This is a genomic window from Pseudomonas sp. W2I6 (genome assembly GCF_030815935.1).
Classification (GTDB): domain Bacteria; phylum Pseudomonadota; class Gammaproteobacteria; order Pseudomonadales; family Pseudomonadaceae; genus Aquipseudomonas.
In genome coordinates, this window is record NZ_JAUSXJ010000001.1 from 5,185,295 (window position 1) to 5,212,149 (window position 26,855).

Here is a 26,855-nt window from a genome sequence, read left to right on the forward strand (position 1 = left end):
AGGCAATAAAAAACGCCCAGCTCCGTGAGGAGGCTGGGCGTTTTCTGGAACGTAAAAGCGAATTAACGCTTCGAGTACTGCGGACGCTTACGCGCTTTACGCAGACCAACTTTCTTACGTTCAACTTCACGAGCATCGCGAGTCACGAAGCCAGCTTTGCGCAGAGCGCCACGCAGGGTTTCGTCGTACTGCATCAGAGCGCGAGTGATACCGTGGCGGATTGCGCCAGCTTGACCACTTACACCGCCACCGATAACGGTGACGTAGATGTCGAACTTTTCAACGGTCTCGGTCAATTCCAGCGGCTGACGAACTACCATGCGGGCAGTTTCGCGACCGAAGAAATTTTCCAGAGTGCGGTTGTTGATCGAGATGTTACCAGTACCCGGACGCAGGAAAACGCGAGCGGTAGCGGTTTTGCGACGGCCAGTGCCGTAATTTTGAGTCGCCGACATAATGAACTATTCCGTTAAAACTTCAGTTCTTGGGGCTGCTGAGCAGCATGAGGGTGAGCAGCGCCCGCATAGACTTTCAGCTTGCGATACATGTCGCGACCCAGTGGGCCCTTCGGCAGCATACCTTTGACCGCGATTTCAATCGGGGCTTCAGGCTTTTTGGAGATCAGGCCTTCGAAGTTCGAAGACTTGATACCGCCTGGGAAACCGGAGTGACGGTAGTACATTTTGTCTTGCGCTTTGTTGCCGGTAACACGTACCTGCTCGGCGTTGATGATGACAATGTAGTCACCGGTATCAACGTGAGGGGTGTACTCAGGCTTGTGCTTGCCACGCAGACGGCTGGCGACTTCAGTGGCCAGACGACCCAGGGTCTGACCAGCGGCGTCGACGACAAACCAGTCGCGCTGAACTGTTTCTGGTTTTGCAGTAAAAGTTGTCATTCTTTAATAGCCTCAGGGGCCGCCCTGTAAATTAGACGGCGGATCTTACTGAATAGTGCGTACTTTGACAAGTCAAAGGCAGCCGGATACAGACGCTATCGGGGGCTCGGGTCGGCGCGTCCGTTCAACGGCAAGATTCTTCGGCAGGCGGCGCATCACTTCCACTGCAGAAAGAGGTGGGCAATTATGCAGATTGCCAAAAAAATTTCAACCTGCTTTTATGATTGTTTTCCTCGAAGGAGTACCCGATGGACTATCGACAGCTGGGCCGAACCGATCTGAACGTGAGCGCGATAGCCTTGGGCACCATGACCTGGGGCGAGCAGAACAGCGAGGCAGAGGCCTTCGCACAGATCGAACGGGCCAAGGCCGCGGGGATCAACTTCCTCGACACCGCGGAAATGTACCCGGTGCCGCCCAAGGCCGACACCTACGCCACCACCGAGCGCTACATCGGTAATTACTTCAAAAGCCGCGGCGACCGTGCCGACTGGATCCTCGCCAGCAAGATCGCCGGCCCCGGCAACACCATCGACTACATCCGCGATGGCAGCCTCAAGCACAACCGCAAGCACATCGCCGAAGCCCTGGACGCGAGCCTCAAGCGCCTGCAAACCGACTGGATCGACCTCTACCAGCTGCACTGGCCGGAACGCAGCACCAACTTTTTCGGCCAACTGGGCTACAAGCACAAGGCCGACGAAGACCTGACGCCGCTGGAGGAAACCCTCGAAGCCCTGGATGAGCAGGTCAAGGCCGGCAAGATCCGCCACATCGGCCTGTCCAACGAAACCCCGTGGGGCACCATGAAGTTCCTGGCCCTGGCCGAAGCCCGCGGCTGGACCCGCGCGGTGTCGATCCAGAACCCCTACAACCTGCTCAACCGCAGCTTTGAAGTGGGCCTGGCGGAGATCGCCATCCGTGAACAGTGCGGTTTGCTGGCGTATTCACCGCTGGCGTTCGGCATGCTCAGCGGCAAGTACGAAGGTGGCGCACGCCCGGCCAAGGGCCGCCTGAGCCTCTATAGCCGCTTCAGCCGCTACTTCAACCCGCAGTCGGAGGCTGCATGCAGCCGTTACGTGGCACTGGCCCGTGAGCACGGCCTGGACCCGGCGCAGATGGCATTGGCGTTTGTTACCCAACAACCGTTCGTGACCAGCAACATCATTGGCGCCACGACCCTGGAGCAGCTGGACAGCAACATCGCCAGTGCCGACCTGAAACTGTCGGATGAGGTGCTGGCAGGGATTGAGGCGATTCAGAAGGATCATCCGAATCCTGCGCCTTGATTGATCTCTAGGCCGCTATCGCAGGCAAGCCAGCTCCCACAGTTGACCGAGTATTTCTGTGGGAGCCGGGCTTGCCCGCGATGGCGCCATCAGCAACACAGAAGATTCAAAGCGCCCGCGCAATAATCTCCTTCATGATCTCATTCGTCCCCGCATAAATCCGCTGCACCCGCGCATCTGCCCACGCCCGCGCAATCGGGTATTCCCACATAAACCCATACCCGCCGTGCAGTTGCACACACTCATCCAGCACCTTGCACTGCAGGTCCGTGGCCCAGTATTTGGCCATCGCGGCCGTGGGCACATCGAGCTTGCCTTCCAGGTGCAACTCCATGCACTTGTCGACAAACACCCGGCCGATCTGGGTTTCAGTGGCAATCTCCGCCAGTTTGAATCGGGTGTTCTGGAAGTCGATGATCGCCTTGCCGAACGCCTTGCGGTCCCGGGTGTATTCCAGCGTCCATTGCAACGCCGCCTCGGCTGACGACAACGCGCCAATCGCCACCGTCAAACGCTCCTGCGGCAACTCCTGCATCAGGTAGGCAAAGCCCATCCCCGCCTGGCCCAGCAGATTCTCCTTGGGCACCCGCACATCCTGGAAGAACAGCTCCGATGTATCCTGGGCCTTCATCCCGACCTTCTCCAGGCGCTTGCCCTTGTCGAAACCCGGCGTATTGGCCTCCACCAGGAACAGGCTGGTGCCCTTGGCGCCGGCCTTGGGATCGGTCTTGGCCACGACGATCACCAGATCAGCCAGGAAGCCATTGGTGATGAACGTCTTGGAGCCGTTAATCACGTATTCATCGCCATCCAGCACCGCCGTGGTCTTGACCCCTTGCAGGTCGGACCCGGCCCCCGGCTCGGTCATGGCAATCGCCGTGACCATTTCCCCGGAGATCAGCTTGGGCAGGTACTTGTGCTTCAGCGCCTCACTGCCGTAATGCAGGATGTAGGGCGCAACAATGTCCGAATGCAGGGAGAAACCAATCCCGGTCAATCCCAGGCGGCTGATCTCCTCGATCACCACCGCGCTGTAGAGAAAGTCCGCCCCGAGGCCGCCGTACTCTTCCGGCAAATGCGAGCAGAGCATCCCCGCCTCCCCCGCCTTGTTCCACAGGTTGCGGTCGATGTACCCCTGCTTTTCCCATTGCCCGTGGAACGGCGCCGCGTCTTTTTCGAGGAAGGTGCGCACGCTCTGGCGGAAGAGTTCGTGCTCCGAGCTGAACAAGGTTCTGGGAATCATGGGTCACCTGTGTGAATTGTCGGACAAGACCGGGATCACAGAGCCTAAGCCGCGAAGGCGTCACAGGACACTGGACACATGCGACAAAAAATAAGACGATCCAGCCGTCTGGTGACCACTTTCCCCTATAAGAATAAATGAAATTATGTCTAACCAAATCTCCACGCCCTTGCGGCGCGTCAGCATTTTGGCCATTGATCGGGTATTCGCTTCAACCCTCATGCAAGCCAAGGATTTCTTCCACCTCGCGAGCCTGCGCTACGGCAAACAGCTGGGCCAGGGCCTCACTCCCGCCTTCGAAACCCGCCTGGTCAGCCCCGACGGGCAGTCGGTGCGCAGCTTCAGCGATGTGATCATGCCGGTGGACGGCGGCCTCGAAAACGCCGACATCATCGTGCTCCCGGCCTTCTGGGACGATTTCGACTCGTTGTGCCAACGCTACCCCCAAGTGCTGCCCTGGCTGCGCGAACAACACGCCCGTGGCGCGGTGCTGTGCGGCGAAGCCACCGGGGTGTTCTGGCTCGCCGAAGCCGGCCTGCTGGATGGCAAGGAAGCGACCACCTATTGGCGCTTCTTCAACGCTTTCACCGAACGCTTTCCCAAGGTGCAACTGAACCAGGACAAGCACCTGACCGACGCCGACAACCTCTACTGCGCCGGCGGCACCACTTCAGCCTGCGACCTCTACATCTACCTGATCGAACGCTTCTGCGGCGCCAACATCGCCCAGGCCGTGGCCCGCGACATCCTCTACGAAGTGCAACGCAGCTACGCCCCCGGGCGCATCGGTTTTGGCGGGCAGAAGCTGCACCAGGACGTGATCATCCTGCAGATCCAGCATTGGCTCGAAGAGCACTTCGCCGACAAGTTCCGCTTCGAAGACGTGGCCCGGGAACACGGCATGAGCATCCGCAACTTCATGCGCCGCTTCCAGACCGCCACCGGTGACAAGCCGCTGCACTACCTGCAACGGTTGCGCATCGAGACAGCCAAGGGCCTGCTGTCCGGCAGCCGCAAAAGCATCAAGACCATCAGTTACGAGGTGGGCTACGACGACGCGAGCTTCTTTGCGAGGCTGTTCCGCCAGCATACCGAGCTGTCGCCCAACCAGTATCGCCAGCAGTTCCAGCAGGCCGCGTAACCAAAGGGTATACGCAGTAAAAATGTGGGAGCTGGCTTGCCTGCGATGGCAGCGTGCCAGGCACCAGCGGCATCAGCTGACAGACCGCTATCGCGGGCAAGCCCGGCTCCCACAGTTGCTTTCTGTTGACCTGGAAATTTTGCATAAAAAAAGGCCCGCATCGCTGCGGGCCTTTTTCATTTCAAGCACATCGCTTACGGCTTGTGCGCCCGCGACAGGAACTCGTGGGACTGCATTTCCAGCAAGCGGCTCAAGGTGCGCTGGAATTCGAAGTTCAAGCGGCCGCCGGTGTAGAGGTCCTTGAGCTCGACTTCCGCCGAGATGATCAGCTTGACGTTGCGGTCGTAGAATTCGTCGACCATGTTGATAAAGCGCCGCGCGATGTCGTCGGTGGTGACGCTCATCTGCTCGACACCGCTCAGGATCACCGCGTGGAAGATCTTGCCCAGTTCGATGTAGTCGTTCTGGCTGCGAGGGCCGTCGCACAGTTCGCGGAATTCGAACCAGGCCACGTCATCGCAGGTACGCAGTGCGATGATTTCGCGGTTTTCGATGATCAGCTTGTCGTTTTCAATCGCCTGGGTGCATTCCGGCGTCAGCGCGCGGAAGCTCTTGCGCAGGCTTTCCTGGGCCACTTCGTTGAGCGGGTAGTGGAACAGTTCGGCTTGTTCAAGGTGACGCAGGCGGTAGTCGACGCCGCTGTCGACGTTGACGATGTCGGTGTTCTGCTTGATCAGGGCGATGGCCGGCAGGAAACGCGCGCGTTGCAAACCGTCCTTGTACAGGCCGTCGGGCACGATGTTCGAGGTGGCGACCAGGGTCACGCCGTTCTTGAACAACTCTTCCATCAGGGTGCCGAGGATCATCGCGTCGGTGATGTCGGACACGAAGAACTCATCGAAACAGATCACCCGGGCTTCTTCCGAGAAGCGCTTGGCGATGATGGTCAGCGGGTTCTTTTCGCCCGGCAGGGTCTTCATCTCTTCATGCACGCGCTTCATGAAGCGGTGGAAGTGGGTGCGGACCTTTTCCTTGAACGGCAGCGCTTCGAAGAAGGTGTCCACCAGGTAAGTCTTGCCCCGGCCAACACCACCCCAGAAATACAGGCCCTTGACCGGCGTGTGGTCTTTCTTGCCAAACAGCTTGCTGAACATGCCCGGCTTGTTCTGCGAGGCCTGGACCAGATCGTCGTACAGGCGCTGCAAATGGCGCACCGCAGTTTCCTGGGCAGCGTCATGGAAGAATTCAGGGCGTTTCAGATCAGCTTGATATCGTTCTAGGGGCGTCATAATTCGTTAGCAAGGCAACAAAAACGGGCCGCCACTGTAACGACGGCCCTGAAGAATGGCAATCAACCCTTGGTCGGGTCAATCCTCGATTGGGGTCAACGCAACGCGCAAGGCTTCGATCGCCGCATCCCGCGAGGCGCTGTCGGCGAACGCCGGGCTATCGGCGACGACTTCACCGTCCAGCCACACGCTGAAGCTCGAGGCTTCACTGCGTACATCCAGCGCCTGACCCGATTGCAGCTGCTTGGTTACGGCGCCTGCGGTTTTACCGTCGGCAAAGTTGCGCGACAGCAGCAGTTGCTCGCCTTCGGCCGCCAGCAAACGGAAGCGGAAGCTGCCGTCGTCTTCGCGGAAGCTGACAAAGCGCGCGGCTTTCGCAGCTTTCTTCTTGGTGGTGGCAGCCACGGCGACCGGGTTGACGAACGAGCGCAGGCCCACCGCTTCACGCAGTTCGGCCAGGAACGGTGCAGCCACGGCGCGGGCTTTGCGGGCGCCGACCAGCAGCAGGTCTTCCATGTCCGACGGGCGCGACATCAGTTGGTGATAACGCTCGCGCGCTTCACCCAACTGGCCGTCCAGCAGTTGGAACAGACGGTTCTTCGCCTCGCCCCAGCCCAGGCCCTGCAGCAGATCGCCGCGGAACTCTTCTTCCTGGGCCTGGGTGGCAAATGCCTGGTACAGGGTGAACAGGTGCGAGTTGTCCGGATCCTTGGCTTCGCCCGGCGCGCGGGAGTCGGTGACGATCCGCGAGATCGCGTCCTTCATGTCCTTGGCGCTGGTGAACAACGGGATGGTGTTGTCGTAGCTCTTCGACATCTTGCGGCCATCCAGGCCCGGCAAGGTGGCGACGCTTTCTTCGATCAGCGCTTCGGGCATGGTGAAGAATTCTTTACCCTTGCCGAACAGGTGGTTGAAGCGCTGGCCGATGTCGCGAGCCATTTCCACGTGCTGGATCTGGTCACGACCGACCGGCACCTTGTGGGCGTTGAACATCAGGATGTCCGCGGCCATCAGCACCGGGTAGCTGTACAGGCCCATGGTGATCCCCGCATCCGGGTCTTCGCCGTTCTCCAGGTTCTTGTCCACCGAGGCCTTGTAGGCGTGCGCACGGTTGAGCAGGCCCTTGGCCGCCACGCAGGTCAGCAACCAGGTCAGCTCGGGGATTTCCGGGATATCGGACTGGCGGTAGAAGGTTACCCGGTTCACATCCAGGCCACCGGCCAGCCAGGTCGCGGCAATTTCCATGCGCGAGCGCTGGATGCGCTGCGGGTCATCGCACTTGATCAGGGCGTGGTAGTCGGCCAGGAAGTAGAAGGAGTCGGCGTTGGCGTCCTGGCTGGCAAGGATCGCCGGGCGGATCGCGCCGGCGTAGTTGCCCAGGTGCGGCGTGCCGGTGGTGGTGATGCCGGTGAGGATGCGGGTACGGGTCGTCATGGGTGATCGCTTGTCATCAATTCGAAAGACGTGGCAGCACAAGATCCTTGAGATCGGTCAGCTTGCCATGAAAAAAGTGTCCGCATTCTGCCACTTTCAGCAGCTCATGGGGGCGATTCAGGGCCGCGGACCAGTCGTAGACGAGTTGCGGGTCGACCACTTCGTCGGTTTCCGGCTGGATCACGGTCAATGGGCAGCCTTGTGGCAACACGTCGTTATCCCGCAGGCGCATTACGGCCGCAGCCACCATGAACAGGTGCGCGAGTTTTTCGCCCTTGGTTTCCAGGCGGCCGCCGAGGGTGGCCGCGACAAACCCGCCGAAGGAAAAACCCAGCAGGGTGATCGGCAGGTCGGGATGCTTTTCACGCAGCCAGGTGGCTGCCGCTTCGGCGTCGTCGACTTCACCGGTGCCCATATCGTGCGTACCGGCACTGGTGCCGACACCGCGATAATTGAAACGTAACGTGATCAAGCCGGCATCGCGCGCGGTGCGTTGCAGGGTCGATACGACTTTGTTGAGCATGGTGCCGCCCTGCACCGGGTTCGGGTGACAGATCAGCGCCAGGCCACGTGGCTCGGGGTGATCCAGATACAGGGCTTCCAGTTGGCCTACCGGGCCATCGATCAAAACGGGGGTTTCACGCATCAGCAAGGAAGGAACTCCGTGACCTCTCAAGGGGTCGACTCGTCTAGCTAAAAGTCTGTGCATGGCATCATTGCGAGCTTAATCGCGGTATACAGCGCAGGTCCGAGCCGTTAACGTAAAGCAAAGCCGTTTATAGAGGAAGGACTCGTGGAACACTCGCTCTTAGTTTGGTTGTTGCCGACTCTCGCCTTGGTTGCCGGTGTCGCCATTGGATTCCTGGTTGCCCGCCTGCTGCCGAATGCCGCGCCTAACCGCACGCAGCGTCAGCTGGATGACATTCAGGAACGTTTTGACAGTTATCAGAACGAGGTTGTTACCCACTTCAACAGCACCGCGACCCTGGTGAAAAAGCTCACTCAGAGCTATCAGGAAGTACAGGATCATCTCGCCGAGGGTGCCAACCGCCTGGCCCTGGACGACATCACCCGCCAGCGCCTGCTGGCCGCGCTGCATTCCGATGCACCGCACGCTCCACGGGAACGCCTGACCCCTCCGCGGGAAAATCAGGAACCGCCACGGGATTACGCGCCAAAAACGCCAAACGCCCCGGGGATGCTGGATGAGCATTACGGCTTGAAGAAGTAATAGCTTTTCAAGCGGCATGAAAAAGCCCGGCTGATCGATGATCAGCCGGGCTTTTTTGTTGGAACCAGGTCGACCAGACGACACTGATCCAATGTGCGAGCGGGCTTGCTCGCGAATGCGGTCTATCAGTCACCCTATGTATTAACTGACCCACCGTATTCGCGAGCAAGCTCGCTCCCACATTGCCCGAGTCCGACTTCAGGACACTGGCTGTTCTTGTAGCTGCCCGTCCTGTATCCGCACATGCCGCCCATGGAAACGCTTGAGGCTGCTGCGGTGCCCGACGCTGACGATGCTCAACCCCGGCAATTCATCGATCAACGCCTGATACAGCGCCGCCTCATCTTCCTCGTCCATCGCCGAGGTGGCCTCGTCCATGTACAGCCATTGCGGTTCAAACAACAACGCCCGCGCAAACGCCAGGCGCTGTTGCTCACCCGGCGACAGCATGCGCTGCCAGTGATTGGCCTCGTCCAAGCGTGGAATCAGGTGCGCCAGGCGGCAGGTTTCCAGGACCTGTGCATAACGTTGCGCCGGGTACGCGCCCTCCTCCTGTGGATAACTCAACACACCCCGCAAGGTACCAATCGGCAGGTACGGCTTTTGCGGCAGGAACAGATAACGCTCGGCCGGCAAGCGGATGTTGCCGTGGCCGTTTGGCCAGAGATTGCCCATGGCCCGCAGCAAGGTTGACTTGCCGCTGCCGGAACGCCCGCTGAGCATCAATCGCTCACCCTCGGCAACCGTCAGGTTGGCGCCATCCAGCAGGTGACGACCATCCGCCAGATCGAGGCTGAGGTTGCTCATCTGCAAATCGCCGCCCTGGCGTTGCAACTCGATGCCCGTGTTGCGGCCTTCGTTTTCTTCCATCGCCTCGCCAAAGCTCAGCAGACGATCACAGGTCGCACGCCAGCTGGCCAACACGGTGTACGCGTCGACAAACCAGCTCAGGCTGCCCTGCACGCTGCCAAACGCACTGGCCACTTGCATCAGCACGCCCAGCTCTATCTGGCCGGAAAAGTAACGCGGCGCTGCCACCACAAACGGGAAGATGATCGCGATCTGCGAGTAACCACTGGTGAAGAAGTTCAGGCGCTTCTTGAGCTGCATGATGCTCCAGAAGTTGCTCCACACCCGCCCGAAACGTGCACTCAGTTGCTGGTGTTCATTCGGCTCGCCATTGAACAGCGCGATGCTTTCCGCGTTCTCGCGCACCCGCACCAGGCTGAAACGCAAGTCGGCCTCGAAGCGTTGCTGGCGGTTGCTCAAGCCGATCAGTTTTCGACCAATCAAGTGGGTCAACCAACTGCCCAGCACGGCATATACCAGTGCCGCCCAGAACATATAGCCGGGAATGGTGATGCCCCAAACCTCGATACTGCCGGACACGCCCCACAGGATCACCGAGAACGACACCAGGCTCACCAGGTTACTGATAAACCCCAGGCCCAGGCTCAGGGTGCTGCTGGTAAAGGCGTTGAGGTCTTCGGAGATACGTTGGTCGGGGTTATCGGTGTAGCCGCCATATTCCAGGTGGTAGTAGTTCTTCTCGCTCAGCCACTTGGCGAAGTAGGTTTCAGTCAGCCAGCGCCGCCAGCGGATGGTGAGCATTTGCTGCAAATAGGAAGTGAACACCCCGGTGACGATCGCCACCACGGCGATCACGCTGAAATACATCAGCAGGTGGGTGAAGGCGTCGTAGTCCTTCTTTTCCAGGGCGTTATAGAAGTCGCGGTTCCAGCTGTTGAACCACACCGACACGGCCACACTGAACAGCGAAAGCCCCAGCACCACCAGCAACAACAGCCAGGCCTTGAACTTCTCCTCACTGCGCCAGTAGGGGGTGATCAGCGCCCAGACTTTCCTTAAAAATTGCCCACGCACCGCGTCATTGACCGCGGAATACTCAGCGTTCTGATTCATTGTTCAGGCTCGGTAGGAAAAAAATAACAGGCGTTTGAACCGATCATAAACGATCGGTTCAGGGCTCCGTGCGGCCTGAAGCAGATTGTTCAGTCGCCGTTCAACGTCGAACCGGGCGTTTCTGCAACTTGCGCTGCAACGTTCGACGATGCATGCCCAGGGCGCGGGCCGTGGCGGAGATGTTGCCTTCGTGCTCGGTCAACACCCGCTGGATGTGTTCCCACTGCAGGCGGTCCACCGACATCGGGTTTTCCGGCACCAGGGTGTCGAGGTCGGCGTGCTCGGAGAGCAAGGCGGCCAGCACGTCGTCGGCGTCTGCCGGCTTGCACAGGTAGTTGCAGGCGCCACGCTTGATCGCCTCGACGGCGGTGGCAATGCTGGAATAGCCGGTGAGGATCACCACGCGCATTTCCGGGTCCAGCTCCAGCAGCTTGGGCAGCAGCACCAGGCCGGAGTCGCCGTCCATTTTCAGGTCCAGGGCCGCGTATTCCGGCAGGTCGGCCGTGGCGATGGCCAGGCCTTCCTCGGCGGAACCTGCGGTGCTGACGCGAAAGCCACGACGGCTCATGGCGCGGGCCATCACGCGGGTAAAGGTGGCGTCGTCATCTACCAGCAGCAGGTGCGGCAGTTCTTCGCCTTCGACTTGGATCTCGTCACTCATCGATGTCTCCTCGTGCGACACGGGGCAGGCGCAGCTCGGTGAGCGTGCCGCCTTCCTCATGACTATAGAGTTTCACTGAGCCGCCCGCGCGGGTCACGCTGGCCTTGCTCAAAAACAGGCCCAGGCCGAAGCCTTTGCCCTTGGTGGTAAAGAAGGGCTTGCCGATCTGCTCGGCAATCGCCAGCGGCACACCGGCGCCGTGGTCGCGAATGCTGATGGTGAAGTCTTCCGCATCCCAGTCCAGGGTCACTTCCAACCCTTCCGGGCAGGCATCGGCGGCGTTGTTCAGCAGGTTCAGCAGCGCCTGGGTCAGGTCCGGCGGCGGCGCCATGCGCGGCACCGTGCCCTGGCCCAGCAGGTGGAACCGGTAACTGGCTTCGGGACGCATCAGGTGCCAGCGGTTCAGGGCTTCGTCCAGCCACTGGGTGACGTCTTGCATCTCCACCGCCAGGCGGCGATTGGCCTCGGCGGCGCGCACCAACTGCTGCAAGGTCAGCTTGCACTGCTTGACCTGTTCCTGCAGCACGCTCAGGTCGTCTTGCAGGGCCGGGTCGTGATGGTCCTGGGTCATTTCCTTGAGCAGTACGCTCATGGTCGCCAGCGGCGTCCCCAATTCGTGGGCCGCGCCGGCGGCCTGGGTGGCGACGGCCAGCAACTGCTGGTCCCGCAGGCCTTCTTCACGGCGAATGGCGCGCAGCTCTTCCTGGCGGCGCAGCTCTTCCGCCATTCGTGCGGCAAAAAAGGTGATGACCGCCGCCGACAGGGCAAAGCTCAGCCACATGCCGTAGATCTGCAGGTTTTCCCGGGCGATGGGGAAGGTCTGCAACGGGTAGAACTGTGCCAGCAGCAGGGTGTACAGGGTCAGGGCAATACCCGACAGCACCACCGAATAACGCCACGGCAAGGTCACCGCCGCGATGGTCAGTGGCACCAGGTAATAGGACACGAACGGGTTGGTGGAGCCGCCGGAGAAGTACAGCAACACACTGTGGATAAACAGGTCGCAGGCCAGTTGCAGGGCGTATTCCAGCTCGGTCACAGGCCACGTGGTGCGCAGCCGGATCACGGTAAATACACACAGCACCGTGGAGAAGCCGAGGGTCACGGCCAACTGCAACCAGGGCAGCGGCAGCAGCTTGAACCAATAGGCGAGCCCCACCGAACCGGCCTGTGCGGCCAGCACCAGGGTGCGGATGAACGTCAGGCGCCAAAGGTTCTGGCGGGTGGCGGAAGTCAGTTTTACGGCGGCGAGCATGAGCTCTCCCGATGAGCGCTGCAGGCGGATCGCACGGAGTATAAACGAAGCGACAGCGCTGGCACGGCGTGTGTGGCTCTTTGACGCAGGGGTCAGGATCATGACCGTTCGTCGGCATCCGCCAACTTGTAGCGAATGTGTAAACCCGAAGAACTGAAACCTTGCGTCTACAGTCTTACCGAACACGAACATCTCAAGGAGCTTACATGTCTCGTTTCATTCGCAGTGCAGCCACCCTCACCCTCGGCGCCGCTACTCTCGCCAGCCTGCCGGCCATGGCCGCTGACGAACTGCATTACAACCAGATTTCCCTGCGTGCCGAAGTCAGCCAGGAAGTGGCGCGCGACCAGATGATCGTCACCCTGTACACCGAGTCGCAGAACACCGACCCGGCCAAGCTTGCCGCCGAAATCACCACCACCATGAACAAGGCGCTGGCCCAGGCCCGCGAAGTCAAAGGCGTGACCCTGCGCCAGGGTAGCCGCAACAGCTACCCGATCTACGACAACAAGAACCAGAAAATCACCGGATGGCGTGAACGCGCTGAGCTGCGTATGGAAAGTGCCGACTTCGCCGCCCTGTCCAAGCTCACCGGCGACATGCTGACCAACCTGAAAATGGACAGCATGGACTTCGCCATCGCCAACCCGACCCGCAAGGCCAGCGAAGATGCCCTGCTTAAAGAAGCGGTCACCGCATTCAAGGCCCGTGCCCAACTGGCCACCGATGCGCTGGGCGGCAAGGGCTACAAGATCGTCAACCTGAACTTCAACACCAACGGTTATCCACAGCCGTATGCACGTGGCGGGATGATGATGAAAGCCGCAGCGATGGATTCGGCACCGACGCCGGAAGTCGAAGCCGGCACCAGCCAGGTCAACATGACCGCAGATGGCGTGATCGAAGTCCAGATGCCTTGATCGAGCGGTACCCCAGTTGCAATGACGCTGCCTACGGGCAGCGTTTTTTTTTGCCGCTGCAAAGGTGCTTCGCCCACCGCGGCGAAACCTCAGGGCGTCGCCGCGTTGCGGGCAGACGACAACAAATCCTGAAACGCACTTCTGAATTCACTTCGGAATCGGTACTCCGGTTTTCGACACTCATGTATACCCCACACGTTGACAGGGATTGCTCTGCGGGTATGTGTCCAAACCACTATCGAGTACCGCATCCATGTCCATTCATTTGTCCCCTTCCATGCTGAGCACAAATACCCTTTCCCAGCAGCCGGCAGCTTCAATGCCGGCGCAGCCCAATCCACAACCCGGCGCTAACGACACCCCCACTTCCAGCCCCGCGCAACCGCGGCAAGTTGAAGCGCCGGCGCCGGGAGACCCGGCCCTGGTCGAGGCCTACAGCGGGGCGATACAGCGCAGGGTCGAAGGCCACCAGCCCGGCCTGGTCAACGTCCCTACCCAGACGGTGCTGGGCCAATGGCTTGAACTGCATCGTTCGCAGTTGGAACACCCGATTATTCAGGGCTGGATGCGCGAGCAGAACATAGACCCGTCCACCCTGTCGGTCATGCCCTCCACCGGCGCCATGTCCGCCAAGGTCAACGGCGTGATGAAAGACTTTACGCTGACCGACGGTTCAGGCTGGGCGCAGGTTTGCGGGCCTCTTGTGGCGTCCGCCCAGGTTATCGCCCCCGGCCCCGGCCAGGCATTACGCATACGCTCAGGCGAGAATACGGTGGAGGTCAGTGCGAAAGTGGTCGCGAACTTCTACGGGATACCGCTCCCTACCAACCTCGCGGAAGGCAGAACGCAGCTAAGGCAACTGGAACGCAACCAATCATTCGGCACCATAGCCGCCGATGACCGCCTGCGGCCCGCCCATCTGCGCTCGGCCGAGGCGCTGGAAGCCCAGAAGGCCAATACCGAAGCATTCAATAGCGTTGCACCGCAGAAACTGGCCTATTCAAACCTGGCAAACGGCGTGGCGAACGACTTCCCCAGTGTGCACAACGAAGCCAAACAGTGGGCGAAGGAGCTGATCGAAAAAGCGACCGGGCAAACCAACGTCGACCCCGACAGCCTGTATCTGAACCGCTTCCGCCATGGCCAGAGCGCCTCGCCCGGTACCGCGACGGGCGCGATGCACATGAATGAGGAACCGTTCTATTCCAAACGCCTGCCGGACGCATTGCTGGATAACTTTTCCGAGCATGACTGGAACCCCGGCCAAATTGACGCTGAAGCCGGCATCTATACGGCGGGCCCCGGAGAAAGTGCCAAGGGCGGCTATGGCGCCCACAACCAGTTCCCCCTTGCCCCTTCGACGCTGATGCACGAAAGCTGGAAAACCGACTTCCAGGGCCGCATGACCAGCAAAATAAATAACTTCTGGAACACCCACGGGGATGCCTATCGCACCACCCTCAAGGGACAATTCGTCCAACAGGCACGCCAGCAACTGAGCGCCTATGAGGCAAAGGCCCCCGCCGAAAAGAAACTGATGCCGCCCGAACACCAGTTCACCCGGGATGACTATCGCCTGGTCATGAAGGCAGCGTCCAACCTTCCCCAGGCCGAAAACGCGCCACTGACCGTCGACCAACTGAAGGCTGAAGCACCGGCCAAAGACCAGTTGCGCGCCTACCCTTTCGATATCAACGGCTGGGGTTCCAGCGACATCATCCGGTTCGCCGTCCTTGATGACGGCCAGGACAACTACCAGAACAATCGGCGCGACGGCCTGCAGATTCTCTACATTCCCGGTGCCACGCCAGCATTCCTGAGGTTCGCCTCCCTGGACAAAATGGATGAGTGGGTGGTCGAGCAGGCCAAGGACCCGAAAAAGCGCGAGGCCCTGGCTTCGCACTTCTCCAAGCTCGACCGCCAGGACGGCGGCCCACTGGGCAAATCCGGGGTCGACACCTCATTGGCGCATTTGGCCAACGGCGATTGGTCGAAGATGGAGGGCGAGACCATTGATCGCAACCCCGTGCACATCGAGGGTGACGTCTTCAGTCAGATGCGCGACCAGGCCAAGGCGCGGATGACCAGCGATGCGGACATCTCGATCAAATCCAACAGCGAAGTGACCCGGGATACCTGGCTGAATGACGTCTCCACTGCCCTGAAGATATTCGCCCCCATGGCGCCTGGCGGAGCGGCCGCTGCCGCCACCATCGGGGCCTTGGGCGTCACGGAACTGGCGCTAGGCGCGGAAAAAGCCGCATCGGGCGACACCCCGGCAGAACGCAGCGATGGCGCCTGGAAAACCTTCGATGGTGCGCTCAACACCTTGTTTTCGGTGGGTGCGGGCGGGAAGGTCGAAGATCCGTTTGCAGCACCCGGCGAAAACGTGACACGGCTGCCCGGCCAGGGCGGCACACCCAATAGCTTGGGTCGTGACTTGCCTGACCGACTACAGCCTTCCCAGGCGGGCAACATCAGTGGCCATGCCGTAGCGGACGGTGATCAGCTGATTGCCAATAGCACCCCCAACAGCAAGGGTATTTATCAGGTCAAGGACGGTAACGGGGTCGACCAGTGGCTAATCCGGCATACCGACGACACAGGCATCAGCAAGGTGTACGAGATCAAGTCGGACTTCAAACTCAGTGACAACTACGTACAGATCATTGACCCCCTCACCCGCAAGCCGGTGATGACGGTGAACCTTACCGACAGTGGTGAATGGATCCGGGCGGGTGGCCAGGGTGGATGGCCATGGAGCCGAAATTCGTCTTCGTCGTCCTCCATCGACCAACCTTCTCCTTCTCCTTCTCCTTCTTCGTCTTCGTCGTCCTCCTTCGACCAGACGCCTCCTGCTTCACCCATTGCGAAAAAATTCGAGGTACCCGGCCTGGAAACCAGCGGAGCCGAAACGATTGATCAATATTTGATATTTGATAACAACGTCAAATATGACACCTCCTTTCAAAAACACCCGGCAAGTGGACGGTGTGGTCACCGAAAAAAGATTCCAGGTAACCTGGTCCCTGGAAGAGGATAACTTCAGCGTTCTGAACAGCGAAAAAGCCAGGCCCACGCCGCTGGGCGAAGGCGATTACTCCGATAGTTTTGTAAAAGACATACATCGCCTCGAATACTCGGTTACCAATAAACAAAGCCCTGAGCTCAACAGGGTACTCAGTGGTGATGCGGCAACCGAGGAGGGACTCAAAGCGCAAATGCTGCGGCAATTCGAGGAGATTGTTCCCGACCCGATGATGCGCGCACGCATTTCCGAAGTGGCGCACCAAGGCTCAATGGCACCCACTACCCTGTACATGAACAACCCGGAGTCCGAGTTACAAAAGGGGTATTTCCTCAGCGGAGGCACGACTCAGTTCACTATCGACTACGACCCAGGCAATGCCACCGCGAAGGTCACCGTTATTTCTAAAAACCCCATCTCGAACCCGGATAAGGATATCGCCGCCGTTCCCGGCGCAGAGATCACGACCCAGCGAACCTTTACCATAAGAGAGACCAATGAAATTGGGGAGGACAACAATCCCTACATTATCGACAAACATGCCCCGACCACCCTTCGATTTTCAGTTTTAGCCGATCTTCAAAACCCACAGGAACCGGTTGCAGGTTAACAGGCACCGCGCCTGACTCCCTGCCCTGCCTGATCCCCCTGAACGGCGGTAACTCCGGTGACCGCCGTTTTCGCTCGCGCAACGTTCACCTGCCATTTCAAGGAGCAGGACTGCAATGCCGCTGCCTTCGGGCAGCATTTTTTTTGCCTGGCACTCCATTCAAGAAGTTTCAGCGGTAATAACCGGTTACCAGCTTCAGAAAATGCTTAATCGCCGGGCGTGTGCTGGTCCGGACACATTGAAGTGCGATGGTGATAAATCTTTTCAACTTATAACCCGTGCAATGGACAACTACATCCTCACCCTCAACGAGCGGAACACGCCTGGACGCTTCACCACTCATGGCGTAAATCACCGTACTCCTCATCCACAGTTTATGGCGGCGCAGATGCGTGCAATCAACATCCAGCCAGGTAATCTGAAATGACAAGCTCAGCTCAACTTAACATTGTCCATTACCCAAAAACACCGCTACCCGGTACGACTCAAGAACAACGTACCGAGGCGCTGGAACGAATACCGCCAACGCCATTGAAGAGTACGGATATTTATGAAACGGACAACGTTGGCACTGCCGCCAGGAACGAGTCTGATATCTACAAGGCAACCATTTATGGACCCGACTTTGTTCACGCGCCAGGCGATGGGTATATCTACAATGAGCGAGAGGCTCATATCGATGCCTATGCCAATCGTGTAAAGACGCAGATCGAAAATATAGAAAGTGGCACTGAAGGCGAACGAAACGTCAAGTTCCAGAACGTGCGCCTGTTCATGGAACCCGCAGGATACTTCAGTGGGGGTTTATTGGCAGCCGGGTTCGACCCGCATGAAAAGTTCACGGTAACGTTCAATACCTATGTCGGTATGGGCACAGCACAAAATCTCTCTGATACCCAGACACGCACTTATTTCGCATGGGAAATTGCAGCGGGTGCTCTAGCGCACGACAGACCCGCACGTGGTGGGGTTTTAAATTTTCCTGAAATGGAAATAGAAAAAAAAGACCGGACAAAAATCAATGATTTGGAAGCGTTCGGCCGACAACTTCAAGCTCGCTGGGAGAAAGACATAGCCGCGCCGATGCGCGAGGGCTCCGGAACAATAGCAGAGCGATCGGGAAAAGCAGACGCCTATGTAACACGGGGCACGTTGCTGAGCCTTCGTAGTGACACGGAAAATTTCGCAAGGTTAAGCCCTGCCGGCCAGGAAGCGGTGAATCGCACGCTGGACAAGAATGGGCAAGTGATTATCCCCAATATTTATGGCTACCCCATGAGCGGGTATGCCTTCATCCCCTACACGCCTTACGATGGCAATCCCGCCAATCGCCCCAATCAGGGAGTCATGATCGACTTGAAGAACGGCGCTGTCCGCGAGATAAAAGGCGATGAAGAATTTGCGAACTGGGCCAAAGACAATCGTGATGAATTGATGCGCCGTTTCAATACCGGTGATATGCAAGGGGGACACAATGCCCACTGGCCACCGGCCTGGGCGGTGCTCGACAGCCTCATCCAGGATAATCGGTCGCGATATCCGGGGTACGAACACTGGTACAAAGATAAATCCGTGCCGGTACGAGAGCTATTCAACTACACCGAATCGCGAAAAGCAGGTTATGGGCTGCAATTTGGCGATCTGAACAAAGGTATCGCCCCCCACTATCAGGAGCAGAACGCCAACAATGCGGTGTGGGCCGACCAGACGGATGTGTTTGGTGCCTCGCAGCAAGCCTGGAAGTCGGTGAAAGACTCCTGGGGCAAAAGCTTTGGTTATCTGCCCATTGTTGGCAATATAGGCAATATCGTGTTTGGCGTGCATGACAGCCTCTATGGCAAGACCGCAGGCGAGCGCACAGGGGGAACTGCTGCGGCCGTCATCTCAAGCCTGATGCTGGCACACGAAGTTGCACCCGGTTTGGTCGAGGCGAGCCTGGGTGAAACTCCGATCACGTTCAACTCCACCGTTACTGAAGACTACCGCTGGAACTATAATTCGCAGAAGAGCGAATTTGAGCTGACACGCGTTTCGAAAGTATCCGGCGATAGTCATCCGGACCCGTCTTTAAATGAAATTGAGTCGAGTGGACCAGAGGTCCCCCCGGCATCTATCAACGTAGACGGCGTCGAACTGCCGCCCCTGAAAACGGTTAAAAATCTGCCGGTCGGCGAGGCGCTTTTTTCTACTGCTGAAAAAACCAGTATTCTCAGTGGAGAAATAGATAGCCTGAACACTATCAACGATAAACTTTACACGTTCGTGGATGTGAACAAACAAGGTGCGGCCCAGCGATTGAACATACTGGTACACGGTAAAGTCGATGAGACTACCGGGGTCGCAAAAGTTTCTTACGATGGAAAGCTCAATAGTCCGGAAGAATTGCTGAATACGCTTCACAGCAAAGGGATCCATCCTGAAGAGTTCGACAACGTGCGCCTGCTGTCATGTGATTCCGCAACCGGTGGGGATGCTTCGTTTGCCGCTCAATTCCAGAAGTTGATTGGCCGCCCTGTCAAAGGTTATAGCGGTACCTTGACCGCCAACCTGTCCCCGGAGCAAGTAAAAGCAGCCATTGATAAAGTAGAACACCTCTACCTGGAGAACTTATCCGCACAAAAAATCCCGATCACCGACAACGTCCGTACCGCAGTAAGAGCTCAGGCTGAACAGTATGTCAGCGAAGAAATGGCGCGGATCAAGAAATTCAAGCCGTCAAAGAACAACCCGTACTGGAATCCGCTCAAGTGGTGGGCGTTCACTTATAAACCCGAACACTTTCCGGCTAAATCGTAGCGACCTGGAATAGCCGAATCCCGGAGACACTGGGGTCTCGCATGCTTATCTCTACCTGAGTGACAAGAACGGCGGTAACCTCGGTGACTGCCGTTTTCGTTCGGGCACTATTTGCCTGCCACTTCAGGGGTCTCCATGGAAAGAATCACCTTAAAACCGCTGCTCCTTGCTGCCGGCCTGCTGGCATTCATGCCCATGGCCCAGGCAGCCGGCACCCTGGTCTACTGCTCCGAAGCCAGCCCTGCCGGCTTCGACCCCAGCCAGTACACCAGCGGCACCGATTTCGATGCCTCCGCCGAAACCGTGTTCAACCGCCTGACCCAGTTCAAGCGTGGCGGCACTGAAGTCGAACCCGGCCTGGCAACCCATTGGGACGTGTCCAAAGACGGCCTGATGTATACCTTCCACCTGCGCGATGGCGTCAAGTTCCACACCACCGACTATTTCACCCCGACCCGTGATTTCAACGCCGACGACGTGCTCTTCACCTTCCAGCGCCTGCTGGATCCCGAGACCCCGTTCCGCAAGGCCTATCCATCGGAGTCGCCCTACTTCACCGACATGGGCTTGAACACCACGATCAAGAGCGTCGAAAAACTCGACGAGCACACCGTGCGCTTCAACCTGAACAACGTTGACGCCTCCTTCGTGCAGAACCTGGCCATGAGCTTCGCCTCGGTGCAGTCCGCCGAATATGCCGCGCAATTGCTCAAGGAAGGCAAGGCCGAGGACATCAATCAGAAGCCAGTGGGCACCGGGCCATTTGTGTTCAAGCGTTACCAGAAGGATTCGCAGATTCGCTACAGCGCCAATAAACAGTATTGGAAGCCCGAAGATGTGAAGCTCGACAACCTGGTGTTCTCGATCACCCCAGACGCCGCCGTGCGCCTGCAAAAGCTCAAGGCCGGCGAGTGCCAGGTCAGCGGTTACCCGCGCCCTTCCGACATCGAAGTGATGAAGCAAGACCCCAACCTGCGGGTTCTTCAGCAAGCCGGCTTCAACCTGGGCTTTCTCGCCTACAACGTGACCCACCCGCCCCTGGACCAGCTCAAGGTGCGCCAGGCGCTGGACATGGCCATCGACAAGCCGGCAATTATCAAGGCGGTGTACCAGAGCGCCGGACAATTGGCGCAGAACGCCCTGCCTCCGGCCCAGTGGTCTTATGACCCGACAATCAAGGACGCGCCCTACGATCCGGCCAAGGCGCGGGCGCTACTAAAAGAAGCAGGGGTTGCACCAGGTACCACCCTCAACCTGTGGGCGATGACCGTACAACGCGCGTCGAATCCCAATGCCCGGATGTCGGCGCAGATGATCCAGCAGGATTGGGAAAAGATTGGCATCAAGGCCAATATCGTCAGCTATGAGTGGGGCGAGTACATCAAACGCGCCAAAGCCGGCGAGCACGACGTGATGATCTACGGCTGGACCGGCGACAACGGCGACCCGGATAACTGGCTCGGCGTGCTCTACAGTTGTGCCGCGGTGAAGGGCAGCAATTATGCAAAATGGTGTAACCCGGCCTACGACAAACTGGTGCAGCAGGCCAAGGTCAGCAGCGACCGCGAGCAGCGCATCAAGTGGTATCAACAGGCACAAAAAATCCTTAAGGAACAAGTACCTATAACGCCTATCGCAAACTCGACGGTTTTCCAGCCCCTGCGAAAGGAAGTGCAGGACTTCAAGATCAGTCCTTTTGGACTCACTCCCTTCTACGGCGTCAGTCTGAATAAGTAACAGCCGCGCCCCAACCGAGTGCGCCAGACGCCTCGGTTGGGCATTCCTGGTGCAGCCCTCGCACCGAAAAAAACCCTCAAAAGTGCGTAAATGTGTCTGAACTTACACATATGCGACATTCGTGTACGTTCGTACCACTGTTTAGCCGTTGTAGGCTCTCAACATCTTGCATTGGGTATGGGCCCTGCATAAGTATCCGCAGGTCGACTCACGAGGTCGCCCTCACTACCAAAAATGACAACAAATCATGAGGCCAACATGCTTAAACACGCAGTCATTCCGTTATTAGTCAGCGCCGGTTTAATGGCTGCTGCACCTTTCGCCCAAGCGGCGAGCAACCTGGTGTTCTGCTCCGAAGGGAGCCCGGCCGGTTTTGATCCAGGCCAGTACACCACCGGAACAGACTTCGATGCTTCGGCCGAAACCATGTTCAACCGTCTGACCCAGTTCGAGCGCGGCGGCACCGCTGTTGTTCCTGGGCTCGCCACGACCTGGGACGTTTCCCCGGATGGCCTGACGTACACCTTCCACCTGCGTGAAGGCGTCAAGTTCCACACCACCCCGTACTTCAAGCCAACTCGTGAATTCACGGCTGACGACGTACTGTTCACCTTCAACCGGATGATCAATAAAGACGATCCGTTCCGTAAAGCCTACCCGACCGAGTTCCCGTACTTCACGGACATGGGTATGGACACCAACATCAAGAACATCGAGAAAGTCGATGACCACACCGTCAAGTTCACCCTTGGCACCGTGGACGCCGCCTTCATCCAGAACCTGGCAATGAGCTTCGCCTCCATCCAGTCGGCTGAATACGCCGCCCAGCTGTTGAAGGAAGGCAAGGCACAGGACATCAACCAGAAGCCAATCGGCACTGGCCCGTTCGTGTTCAAGAGCTACCAGAAAGACTCCAACATCCGTTACACCGGCAACAAGGATTACTGGAAACCTGAAGACGTGAAGATCGACAACCTGATCTTCGCCATCACCACCGACCCGTCGGTGCGTATCCAGAAGCTGAAGAAAAACGAATGCCAGGTGACCCTGTTCCCACGTCCGGCCGACCTCAAGGCGCTGGGTGAAGACAAGGACCTGAAACTGCCGCACCAGGCCGGTTTCAACCTGGGCTACATCGCCTACAACGTAATGCCGGTCCTCAAGGGCCAGACCGCGCCTAACCCGCTGTCCGACCTGCGCGTGCGTGAGGCCCTGGACATGTCGGTGAACAAGCAGCAGATCATCGACTCGGTGTACCAGGGCGCAGGCCAACTGGCTGTCAACGCCATGCCGCCAACCCAGTGGTCCTATGACACCACCATCAAGGATGCGCCGTTTGATGTGACCAAAGCCAAGGCTTTGCTCAAGGAAGCCGGCGTCAAGGAAGGCACCGAGATCACCCTGTGGGCGATGCCGGTCCAGCGTCCGTACAACCCGAACGCCAAGCTGATGGCCGAGATGCTGCAGAACGACTGGAAACAGATCGGCCTGAAAGTGAACATCGTCAGCTATGAGTGGGGCGAGTACATCAAGCGTTCCAAAGGCGGCGAGAACCAGGCCATGATCATTGGCTGGAGCGGCGACAATGGTGACCCGGACAACTGGCTGAACGTGCTGTTCGGCTGCGACTCCCTGGCCGGCAACAACTTCTCCAAGTGGTGCGACAAGAAATTCGACGGCATCGTGAAAGAAGCCAAGGCGACTTCCGACGTAGCCAAACGCACCGAGCTGTACAAGCAGGCGCAACATATCCTCAAAGATGCAGTCCCGATGACACCTATCGCGCACTCGACGGTGTATCAACCCATGCGCAACAACGTGCAGGACTTCAAGATCAGCCCATTTGGCTTGAACTCCTTCTACGGCGTGAGCGTAAGCGGCAAGTAAGGATCTCTGGCGGCGACGTTTCATAACGTCGCCGTTATTGCATCCGCCAAGACCGTAGGAAACAGACCACCTCCGCACACGCTGCCGTCCTACGGCAGCTAACTGCGAATCGCGGCTCCGTTACCTACAAGGTCTGTCAGATTCGTTGCATTTACTGCCCGGCTCCCGACCCATAACGTCGTGGTACGGCAGACGCATCGTCTCTGTAGGGCAACTGCCGTTGTGGGATCAGTGTTGTCGCAAGGTCGTGAATGACCTGGCGATTGCTCACTGACGAAAACAACAAACAAGGATCGGGATTGTTATGCGCCATACCACCGTTCTATCCGCGATATTTGGCACCAGCCTGCTGGCTGTGGCCTCGATGGGCCAGGCTGCCGAGAAAAAGAGCCTGGTGTTTTGCTCCGAAGGCAGCCCGGCGGGCTTCGACACCGCGCAATACACGACGGCCACCGATAACGACGCCGCCGAGCCTATCTACAACCGCTTGGCCGAGTTTGAAAAAGGCGCGACCAATGTCGTACCGGGCCTGGCAACCCGTTGGGATATTTCCGAAGACGGCCTGACCTATACCTTCCACCTGCGTGAAGGGGTGAAATTCCACGGCAACAAGGACTTCAAGCCGACGCGCGACTTCAACGCCGACGACGTGCTGTTCACCTTCAATCGCATGCTTGACCCCGAACACCCGTTCCGCAAGGCCTACCCCACCGAGTTTCCGTACTTCAACGGGATGAGCCTGAACAAGAATATCGCCAAGGTCGAGAAAACCGACCCGCACACCGTGGTGATAACCCTGAACACGGTCGACGCCGCGTTTATCCAGAACATCGCCATGAGCTTCGCCTCGATCCTGTCGGCTGAATACGCCGACCACTTGCTCAAGGTCGGCAAGCCCAGCGACATCAACCAGAAGCCGATCGGCACCGGGCCGTTCGTGTTCCAGCGCTACCAGAAAGACTCGCAGATTCGCTACACCGGCAACAAACAGTACTGGGACCCGAGCCGCGTGAAGCTCGACCAGCTGATTTTTGCGATCAACACCGACGCCTCGGTACGGGTACAAAAACTCAAGGCCGGCGAATGCCAGATCACCCTGCACCCGCGCCCGGCCGACGTCGAAGCCCTGAAGGCCGACCCGAACCTGCAACTGCTGACCAAGCCAGGCTTTAACCTCGGCTACATCGCCTATAACGTGCGGCACAAGCCCTTCGACCAGCTCGAAGTGCGCCAGGCCCTGGACATGGCGGTGAACAAGCAGAGCATCCTCAACGCCGTGTACCAGGGCGCGGGGCAACTGGCGGTCAACGCCATGCCGCCGACCCAGTGGTCTTACGACGACACCATCAAGGACGCCGCCTACAACCCGGAAAAAGCCAAGGAACTGCTCAAGGCTGCCGGCGTGAAGGAAGGTACCGAGATCACCCTGTGGGCGATGCCGGTACAACGGCCGTACAACCCCAACGCCAAGCTGATGGCCGAAATGCTGCAAAGCGATTGGGCGAAGATTGGTCTCAAGGTGAAGATCGTCAGCTATGAATGGGGCGAGTACATCAAGCGCACCAAGAATGGCGAGCATGACATCAGCCTGATCGGCTGGACCGGCGACAACGGTGACCCGGACAACTGGCTGGGCACCCTCTACAGCTGCGACGCCATCGGCGGGAACAACTACTCCATGTGGTGTGACCCGGCGTACGACAAGCTGATCAAGCAAGCCAAGGTCGTCACCGACCGCGAACAAAGGACTGTTCTATACAAACAGGCGCAGCAACTGCTCAAGCAGCAGGTGCCGATCACGCCAGTCGCCCACTCGACGGTCAACCAGCCGTTAAGCGCCAAAGTCGAAGGTTTCAAAGTGAGCCCCTTCGGCCGCAACGTGTTCTCGGGCGTCAGCATCAACCCATAAAAAGATAACCGGATTGCGCAGGGCGAGCATTCGCCTTGCTGCAAACGTGCAGCCTTATTTCGGGTTTTACCCATGGGCAAACGTTTGCAAAGGCTTGAACGAGTTACACACCCAATAGCCGGTTCACCTAAAAAGACCGGCATTAAAAAGAGAACCAAAGGAGCTTCACCCATGAAACTGAGCAGCACCGCGCTACTGGCCCTGGCCATCAGCAGCATCACGGCTAACGCCTACGCTGATCCTGCAAGCCAGGACTTCGTTCCAACCACACTGGCCGGCACCAGCGCCCAAAGCGAGGCCAAAGGCTTTATCGATGGCGCAAGCCTGGGCGGTACAACCCGCAACTGGTTCTCCAACGAACAACGCTTCCGTGGCAGCAAGTTCACTTACCAGAAGCACGGCGAAGCCCGTACTGACAACTACCGTACCAACTGGGTGCAAGGCACCATCCTCAACGCTACCTCGGGTTTCACCCAAGGCACCGTTGGCGTGAGCACTGAAGTGGCGGTCTACAACGCTCTGGTCCTGGACCGCAGCAAGCGCGACATCAAGGGCGGCTCCAACCGTACCCTGGCCGACTCCGACGGCGACGCTGTAGACCAGTGGAGCAAACTGGGCCTGGCCAACGTCAAGTTCCGTGTCTCGAACACCACCTTGACCGCCGGTCGCCAGAACTTCAGCAGCGGCATCATCGACACCATCGGTAACCGTGCGCTGCCTTCGAGCTTCGAAGGTGTGAGCTTCAACAGCGAAGAGTTCAGCAACCTGTCCTTCCAGGGCGGCGTGTTCGACCGCGTTTCGCCACGGACCGAGCAGAGCCTGTCGAAATTCCGTACCGAATACGGCAACGGCCGCCAGGAAACCGACAAGGTCAACACCCTGGGCGTCAACTACCAGCCGTTCAAGAGCCTGAAGACCAGCCTGTTCGCCGCTAACGTGGAAGACTTCTGGAACCAGTACTACTTCGGTGCTACCCACGAACTGGGTGACAGCCAGACCCTGTCCCTGACCACGGGCCTGAACTACTACAAGACCGTCGACGAAGGCAAAAAGTTGATGGGCAAGATCGACAACGACACCTACTCGCTGTCGTTCGGCCTGACCCACCAGGCTCACAGCCTGACCTTCTCCTACCAGGCCGTGAACGGCGACGAGTACTTCGACTACCTGCACGAAACCAACGGCATCTACCTGGCCAACTCCCTGACGTCCGACTTCAACGGTCCGAACGAGAAGTCCTTCCAGATCGCCTACGGCATCAACATGGCCGAATACGGCGTGCCGGGCCTGAAGTTCAACGTCTACTCGGCACGTGGCTGGGGTATCGACGGTACTCACTACACCGGCGACGGCGGCCGCGCTGGCTTTGCCTACAACGGCATTCAGGCCCAGGACGGCGAGAAGCACCAGGAATACGGTGTAGGCGCGGCTTACGCGATCCAGAGCGGCGCACTCAAGGCCACCACCATTCGTGGTACCTACGTGACTCACCGTGCCAGCGCCAACCAGGCTGACGGCAACCTGCGTGAGTTCCGCCTGGTGACCACCATCCCGTTCAACATTCTTTAATCAGCGCCAGGTCGGCGGCGGGCTCAGGACGGGCC

Annotated in this window: 21 protein-coding genes; 12 read left to right on the forward strand and 9 right to left on the reverse strand. The window is 58.6% G+C overall.

Features of this window, described 5'->3' with window-relative positions; genetic code table 11:
* Nucleotides 1–62: 62 nt before the first annotated feature.
* Both rpsI and rplM read right to left on the reverse strand, forming a co-directional pair.
* Nucleotides 63–455 carry a 30S ribosomal protein S9 gene (gene rpsI / locus QF039_RS23915; protein ID WP_003216038.1) on the reverse strand — a complete coding sequence of 131 codons (393 nt, stop codon included), beginning with the start codon at nucleotides 453–455 and terminating at the stop codon, nucleotides 63–65.
* 14 nt (nucleotides 456–469) lie between these two features.
* A complete protein-coding gene (gene rplM / locus QF039_RS23920) occupies nucleotides 470–898 on the reverse strand; it encodes a 50S ribosomal protein L13 (protein WP_003216032.1) in 429 nt (142 codons plus the stop codon).
* A 248-nt stretch (nucleotides 899–1,146) separates the two neighbouring features.
* Between rplM and QF039_RS23925 the strand changes: the two genes are divergently transcribed.
* Complete coding sequence (locus QF039_RS23925) at nucleotides 1,147–2,187, forward strand: NADP(H)-dependent aldo-keto reductase (protein WP_177021839.1); 1,041 nt, start codon at nucleotides 1,147–1,149, stop codon at nucleotides 2,185–2,187.
* 106 nt (nucleotides 2,188–2,293) lie between these two features.
* Here the strand turns inward: QF039_RS23925 and QF039_RS23930 are convergent, their stop codons facing one another.
* The gene (locus QF039_RS23930; RefSeq protein ID WP_003216028.1) at nucleotides 2,294–3,430 is read right to left on the reverse strand and encodes an acyl-CoA dehydrogenase family protein; all 1,137 of its coding nucleotides are present in this window, start codon (nucleotides 3,428–3,430) and stop codon (nucleotides 2,294–2,296) included.
* Between the two features lie 220 nt (nucleotides 3,431–3,650).
* Here QF039_RS23930 and QF039_RS23935 point away from each other — a divergent pair, with 220 nt between their 5' ends.
* Complete coding sequence (locus QF039_RS23935) at nucleotides 3,651–4,571, forward strand: GlxA family transcriptional regulator (protein ID WP_173406101.1); 921 nt, start codon at nucleotides 3,651–3,653, stop codon at nucleotides 4,569–4,571.
* Between the two features lie 194 nt (nucleotides 4,572–4,765).
* On the opposite strand, the gene zapE is transcribed toward QF039_RS23935, so the two are convergent.
* The 3 genes from zapE to QF039_RS23950 form a co-directional block, all read right to left on the reverse strand.
* A complete protein-coding gene (gene zapE, locus QF039_RS23940) occupies nucleotides 4,766–5,860 on the reverse strand; it encodes a cell division protein ZapE (protein ID WP_003216025.1) in 1,095 nt (364 codons plus the stop codon).
* Nucleotides 5,861–5,938: 78 nt separating this feature from the next.
* Nucleotides 5,939–7,294 carry a tryptophan--tRNA ligase gene (locus tag QF039_RS23945; RefSeq protein ID WP_177020450.1) on the reverse strand — a complete coding sequence of 452 codons (1,356 nt, stop codon included), beginning with the start codon at nucleotides 7,292–7,294 and terminating at the stop codon, nucleotides 5,939–5,941.
* A 16-nt stretch (nucleotides 7,295–7,310) separates the two neighbouring features.
* Nucleotides 7,311–7,940, reverse strand: a complete 630-nt coding sequence (locus tag QF039_RS23950; RefSeq protein WP_307521052.1) for an alpha/beta hydrolase — start codon at nucleotides 7,938–7,940, stop codon at nucleotides 7,311–7,313.
* A 147-nt stretch (nucleotides 7,941–8,087) separates the two neighbouring features.
* Between QF039_RS23950 and QF039_RS23955 the strand changes: the two genes are divergently transcribed.
* Complete coding sequence (locus tag QF039_RS23955) at nucleotides 8,088–8,525, forward strand: YhcB family protein (RefSeq protein WP_003216019.1); 438 nt, start codon at nucleotides 8,088–8,090, stop codon at nucleotides 8,523–8,525.
* 198 nt (nucleotides 8,526–8,723) lie between these two features.
* Here QF039_RS23955 and QF039_RS23960 read toward each other — a convergent pair whose 3' ends face one another.
* The 3 genes from QF039_RS23960 to QF039_RS23970 form a co-directional block, all read right to left on the reverse strand.
* Complete coding sequence (locus QF039_RS23960; RefSeq protein ID WP_219406154.1) at nucleotides 8,724–10,448, reverse strand: ABC transporter ATP-binding protein/permease; 1,725 nt, start codon at nucleotides 10,446–10,448, stop codon at nucleotides 8,724–8,726.
* A 100-nt stretch (nucleotides 10,449–10,548) separates the two neighbouring features.
* The gene (locus QF039_RS23965; RefSeq protein ID WP_003216016.1) at nucleotides 10,549–11,109 is read right to left on the reverse strand and encodes a response regulator transcription factor; all 561 of its coding nucleotides are present in this window, start codon (nucleotides 11,107–11,109) and stop codon (nucleotides 10,549–10,551) included.
* On the reverse strand, nucleotides 11,102–12,364 hold the full coding sequence (locus QF039_RS23970; protein WP_003216013.1) for an ATP-binding protein: 1,263 nt from the start codon (nucleotides 12,362–12,364) through the stop codon (nucleotides 11,102–11,104). The genes QF039_RS23965 and QF039_RS23970 overlap by 8 nt, the downstream gene beginning before the upstream one ends.
* A gap of 206 nt (nucleotides 12,365–12,570) precedes the next feature.
* Here QF039_RS23970 and QF039_RS23975 point away from each other — a divergent pair, with 206 nt between their 5' ends.
* The 9 genes from QF039_RS23975 to QF039_RS24015 all read left to right on the forward strand — a co-directional run bounded on the left by QF039_RS23975 (nucleotide 12,571) and on the right by QF039_RS24015 (nucleotide 26,820).
* The gene (locus QF039_RS23975; RefSeq protein ID WP_003216012.1) at nucleotides 12,571–13,284 is read left to right on the forward strand and encodes an SIMPL domain-containing protein; all 714 of its coding nucleotides are present in this window, start codon (nucleotides 12,571–12,573) and stop codon (nucleotides 13,282–13,284) included.
* A 319-nt stretch (nucleotides 13,285–13,603) separates the two neighbouring features.
* Complete coding sequence (locus QF039_RS23980) at nucleotides 13,604–16,327, forward strand: dermonecrotic toxin domain-containing protein (RefSeq protein WP_307521059.1); 2,724 nt, start codon at nucleotides 13,604–13,606, stop codon at nucleotides 16,325–16,327.
* Entirely contained in the window at nucleotides 16,278–16,922 is a 645-nt protein-coding gene (locus QF039_RS23985; RefSeq protein WP_307521061.1) for a hypothetical protein, read from the forward strand. The genes QF039_RS23980 and QF039_RS23985 overlap by 50 nt, the downstream gene beginning before the upstream one ends.
* Before the next feature lie 115 nt (nucleotides 16,923–17,037).
* Nucleotides 17,038–17,349: a hypothetical protein gene (locus QF039_RS23990; protein WP_307521062.1), complete on the forward strand. Its 312-nt coding sequence runs from the start codon at nucleotides 17,038–17,040 to the stop codon at nucleotides 17,347–17,349.
* A complete protein-coding gene (locus QF039_RS23995) occupies nucleotides 17,346–19,718 on the forward strand; it encodes a hypothetical protein (RefSeq protein WP_307521064.1) in 2,373 nt (790 codons plus the stop codon). The genes QF039_RS23990 and QF039_RS23995 overlap by 4 nt, the downstream gene beginning before the upstream one ends.
* Nucleotides 19,719–19,853: 135 nt before the next feature.
* Nucleotides 19,854–21,455 carry an ABC transporter substrate-binding protein gene (locus QF039_RS24000; RefSeq protein ID WP_177020448.1) on the forward strand — a complete coding sequence of 534 codons (1,602 nt, stop codon included), beginning with the start codon at nucleotides 19,854–19,856 and terminating at the stop codon, nucleotides 21,453–21,455.
* A 258-nt stretch (nucleotides 21,456–21,713) separates the two neighbouring features.
* Nucleotides 21,714–23,342, forward strand: a complete 1,629-nt coding sequence (locus QF039_RS24005) for an ABC transporter substrate-binding protein (protein WP_003216000.1) — start codon at nucleotides 21,714–21,716, stop codon at nucleotides 23,340–23,342.
* A 364-nt stretch (nucleotides 23,343–23,706) separates the two neighbouring features.
* The gene (locus QF039_RS24010) at nucleotides 23,707–25,251 is read left to right on the forward strand and encodes an ABC transporter substrate-binding protein (RefSeq protein WP_373462083.1); all 1,545 of its coding nucleotides are present in this window, start codon (nucleotides 23,707–23,709) and stop codon (nucleotides 25,249–25,251) included.
* A gap of 171 nt (nucleotides 25,252–25,422) precedes the next feature.
* Complete coding sequence (locus tag QF039_RS24015) at nucleotides 25,423–26,820, forward strand: OprD family porin (protein ID WP_003215995.1); 1,398 nt, start codon at nucleotides 25,423–25,425, stop codon at nucleotides 26,818–26,820.
* Nucleotides 26,821–26,855 lie beyond the last annotated feature (35 nt).